Origin of the sequence: Mesorhizobium sp. M7A.F.Ca.CA.002.09.1.1, assembly GCF_003998555.1 — a bacterium.
Classification (GTDB): Bacteria; Pseudomonadota; Alphaproteobacteria; order Rhizobiales; family Rhizobiaceae; genus Mesorhizobium; species Mesorhizobium ciceri.
On the sequence record NZ_RZRR01000442.1, the window covers coordinates 1 to 4,512 of the forward strand.

Consider the following 4,512-nt stretch of genomic DNA (forward strand, 5'->3'; position numbering starts at 1 on the left):
CATTCATTCCCATTGGTGCAACAGACCGGCACGGTTGCGAATTTGGGGTTGGACACGCCGTGCCGGCCAGTGCTGGACACCCCAGCCCGATTACGCTACCGGCACAACAGGAATCCAGCAATTAAGCCTGATGGTCTAGATCGCGAGTGCAGAGCCTGTTCTCGCGCTTCAGGGAGCCCTTTTACCACGGGCATTACTTCTCCTCCGGGCAGTCCAGCAGCTTCGCATGGCGATGCATTTCTTCGCACCCGTCCGACAAGGCGGGCTTGAACCATTCCGCTTTGTCTTTCTTCAGGCCTTCGGCACTGGTCCGCTAACCTTGCCCTGCACGCGGTCCCACAGGCAGTTGCGTCTGCCGAACTTGAAATTGAGGTTGACGGTGCCGACTTGCGGAATCGGCTGTCGTTTCCTGGAGAAAGCAAAAAGCCCGCCACCTTTCGGCAGCGGGCTTTCCAAAACTGTAACTCTCTTGGTTAATCGATAATCCCGGATGAGCTGGGCGAAGCCGTCACTGACGACAGTCGCTCACGCTTCGTGAAAACGGGCTTCTGATAGATTTTCTTCATCGACATTCCCCTTTGCCAATAATGTGTCACTCTTTGCCTTCCGCCGGGCAGCGTGTCAATCGCGCACGGCGGTATGCCGATGGCCATCACCGCCTCCACGGAAGGGACGCTGATGGCATAACTTGCCCATCGTTTTCGGGTGATTAACAAAAAGGGCAATTATATAACTGACAACCCCGCTCTTATTGGCGCTGGTTGTCAGGAAAGATCTGCCTGCGCCTTGCCCTTGCCGATAACCTTTGCTTGCCTACTGTCCCGACCATGAGAGGAGGCAAACATGGAACGGCTTTACCCGGTAGCTCTCGTGACGCTGTTTTGTAGCTTGATGATATTCGGAATGGCGGTGACGGTCGCGAGAACCCACAAGAAGACTGGCATACTGGCGCCCGCAATGACCGGCGACCCGCTCCTTGAACGAACCATCCGGGCACATGCCAACGCGGTGGAATGGTTTCCTATCTTTATGCCGTCGATGTGGCTGTTCGCGATCTACTGGAATGCCGCGTGGGCTTCCGGCCTTGGGCTGCTCTGGATGATAGGTCGGATTGCATATTTCGTAGGGTATCGCACCGCGCCCTTGAAGCGCTATCCCGGCTTCTTCGTCCAGTCGATTGCAGCCTTCGCGCTGCTTTTTGGCGCTCTGGGCCGGATCATCTATCTGATGCTCTAGGCGCTCCCCAGCCGCGGGAGAACGGCACGGTACCTCATAAGCGGAGATAGGGCGCACTCCCTCCGATCGGTGTCGGGTCGGTAATATTGCTGGACGCGTTCGAGGGGCGCCAAATGCTCATCGCCTCCTATTACATGTGGTTCGACGGCCGGCCGGCAGCCGAGCAATGAGGGGTGTACCTTCTTCACGACGCAGGTGGCCCATTCGCGGGCTCGCGACACCCTCGCCGCCGAACGCTGGCGGTTGCCCTGGCTGGCGGTTGAGAAGAATTATGCCTTTGAAGGGCTGAAGGGCCGCGTGAGCCTGCTCGACCGCAAAGCTGCCAACGACAAACGCAGTGCCCCGAAACGGACCTACATGGAACTGGCGCACCCGACAGGATTCGAACCTGTGACCTCTGCCTTCGGAGGGCAGCGCTCTATCCAGCTGAGCTACGGGTGCTTTCCGGAATCCGGAAAACGAACCAGCCGGTGAACCGGCAAGTCACGGCTTCTTAGCGGAAGCGGGCGCGGGCTTCAACGGGCAATTGGCGATTGGCGTAGCGACTTGGGCCGGGTGCGTCCAGGCTGCGGCCTACGAGGTTCCCGCCCCCGCCTTCACCGTCCGCCTTCCACGCACCGCCCGCTTCGGCTTCTTGGCGCCCGCCAGTTCGTGCATCGCGTCCAGCTGCATCTGCTGCATTTCGGCGAGCCGCGTCCATTGGCGCGAGATGAGGTAGTCGAGCTTTTCGTGCAGATGGCGCACTTCGAGCTCGGCCTTGAGGTTGACGCGGTAGTCGTTGAAGGAGCGCAGGCGGTCCTTGGACTCCTGCCGCCGCTGGCTCATCATGATGATCGGCGCCTGGATGGCGGCAATGCAGGAGAGCAGCAGGTTGAGCAGGATGAAGGGGTAGGGATCGAAGGCGCTCGACATGCCGGCGACCAGATTGATGCCGATCCACACCAGCAGCACGCTACCAAACGAGATCAGGAACCACCAACTGCCGCCGAAGGCCGCCATGTTGTCGGAGACGCGGTCGGCGAAGGTGCGGTGCTCCTCGAATTCTTCTTCCGAGTTTTCGGAAATCGTGTCCTGCCTGGCGATCGATTCGACCACCTGACGGTCGAGCTCGGAGAATTCGCCGTGCTCCTGCTGCAGCAGCTCCTCCATATAGCGCATGCGGTAGCGGCCGAGCTCGGCGCGGCTGATGCGGGCGCCGGCCGGCAGGTCGGGATGGTCCGAGCGGATGCGGTCGGCGAGGCTCGGGCGCAGCGTGTCGATGCGCACCAGATCGCGCTTGCGGAATTTGCGGCCCGATATCGCCGACGGCTTTTTCTTCGGCTTGCCACGGTGGGCGCCGGGGCCTGCCGGTTCGGAGTCCGGCACTTCGGGCGTGTCGAAGTGTTCGTCCGATACCGGATCGGCCTCCAGCTCACCGACGATCGGCGCCTCGAAATACTCGCCGCCGTCATCGTTCTGATTGTCTGCCGCCTGTTCGGACGTTTTGGGGACGGTGCTCATGGTGGGCTCCTGAGGGTGCTGGGCGACGATAGACAGAGGTGGCGGCGCATAGCCAGCGCCGGGCACGGATTTCGCAGGCCGGACAAGTGTTTTTGATCGGAGAGGCGATGTGGCTGACGGCGGCTCGCCCCTCAGGGAGGGTGGAGACGTTCGAAATTGGCCGGAGCGGGAAGAACTTGCCCGATGTTTGCGCCAATCACCCCCCTCTGTCCTGCCGGACATCTCCCCCTCAAGGGGGGAGATTGGCTGTTGTCCCGGCTTTCGCCAATTTCCACCGTCACAGGAGTGAGCGGAGCGCCGAAGCTGCCAATCTCCCCCCTTGCGGGGGTTGAGGAGCGGTCCGCGCAGCGGGCGGAAAGCCAATTGCTTGGCTTTCCGAGCGACGAACATCCGGCAGGACAGAGGAGGGCGCTGTCCCGCCAACGTGCACAAGGTTCTGCAGGGCGGCGGGCAACAAAAAACCCGCCTTGCGGGCGGGTCACGTTTCCAGTCGATCAATTGGCGCGACTCAGCACCATACCGAAAATAGTAGCATAGCTGCCCTCAGGGTCAAGAAAAAATTCCTATCGATATCCATCCCCGCGCAGCCAAGCGCGATGCTTGCTACCGGCAGCTCGCCCTTCGCAGGCTCAGGGCGTTCGTCGTTCAAAAAGCCAAGCAATTGGCTTTTTGTCCGCTACGCGGACCACTCCTCACTGTTCCGCGAACATCAGCCTGGTCTTGGCGCCGTCCGTGGTCGGCGACAGGCTGCGCTGGATCAGCGCTTCGACATGGTCGTTGCGCTGGCGGGCTGAGTCGGCGCCCATCACCACGACGATCAAATTGCGGCCGTCGGCATTGTAGGAGGTGACGATGTTGAAGCCGGACGCCCTGATGTAGCCGGTCTTGATGCCGTCGACGCCGCGCACGCGGCCGAGCATGTCGTTGTGGCCGCGCACCAGCCGGCCGCGGAACATGAAGTCGCTTTCGGAGAAATAGTGGAACTGCTGGGGAAAGCGCTGATGCAGCGCCATGCCGAGCACCGCCATGTCGCGCGCCGTCGTCATCTGGCCATCGTCGGGCAGGCCCGACGCGTTGCGGAAGGTCGTGCTGGTCATGCCGAGCTGGCGCGCCTTGGATGTCATCATGGCGGCGAACTGATCCTCCGAGCCGCCGAGATATTCGCCGACCGCCACCGCCACGTCATTGGCCGATTTGACGACGATGGCGCGGATCGCGGAATCGACGTCGATGCTCTCGCCGCGCCGGAAGCGCATCTTGGTCGGCGGCTGCGAGGCGGCATGGTCCGACACCGGGATCTGCGTCTGCTTGCTGACGCGGCCGGACTCCAGCGCCTCGAACAAAAGATACAGCGTCATCATCTTGGTCAGCGAGGCGGGGTAGCGCTGCGCCGTCGAGCTGACCTCGAACAGCTGCTTGCCGGTCCTGGCGTCAACCACGATGGCCGCATATTTCTGCGCCGGCGCGGGCACGGCCAGCACGCTGTCGGGCGGCGTCGTGGCGCAGCCGGCCAGCAGCACCAGCAGGGCTAGTGCCGCAAAAACTCTCTGGATGAGCGGAAAGGGACGCAGGTAGGACAAGGGCTGGACTGTTCTGGGTCGGCTGTTGCTGAGATGAGACGACGCTAACGTAACGCGGCTGTTGCGTCCATTTGGTTAATGCCGGTTAGCCCCAGGATTGTCGAGCCTCGCAAGCTTGGCATCCGCCCCGAAAACGCCGGTTTTCCCGTGTCTTTGCTTGCCAAGGCCGCGTTTCCCGTGGGAAGGGGCGTGGTAT

General features: G+C 61.7%; 3 protein-coding genes and 1 tRNA gene. 1 reads left to right on the top strand and 3 read right to left on the bottom strand.

Features of this window, described 5'->3' with window-relative positions; all coding sequences use genetic code 11:
• The first annotated feature begins 843 nt into the window (after nt 1–843).
• The gene (locus EN994_RS19135; RefSeq protein WP_013528384.1) at nt 844–1,236 is read left to right on the top strand and encodes an MAPEG family protein; all 393 of its coding nucleotides are present in this window, start codon (nt 844–846) and stop codon (nt 1,234–1,236) included.
• 364 nt (nt 1,237–1,600) lie between these two features.
• Here the strand turns inward: EN994_RS19135 and EN994_RS19145 are convergent.
• The 3 genes from EN994_RS19145 to EN994_RS19160 form a co-directional block, all read right to left on the bottom strand.
• Nucleotides 1,601–1,677: transfer RNA gene (locus EN994_RS19145), tRNA-Arg, on the bottom strand.
• Nucleotides 1,678–1,809: 132 nt separating this feature from the next.
• Nucleotides 1,810–2,736, bottom strand: coding sequence for a DUF1003 domain-containing protein (locus EN994_RS19150; protein ID WP_063169764.1), 927 nt, complete (start codon nt 2,734–2,736; stop codon nt 1,810–1,812).
• A gap of 692 nt (nt 2,737–3,428) precedes the next feature.
• On the bottom strand, nt 3,429–4,316 hold the full coding sequence (locus EN994_RS19160; protein WP_063169763.1) for a D-alanyl-D-alanine carboxypeptidase family protein: 888 nt from the start codon (nt 4,314–4,316) through the stop codon (nt 3,429–3,431).
• Nucleotides 4,317–4,512 lie beyond the last annotated feature (196 nt).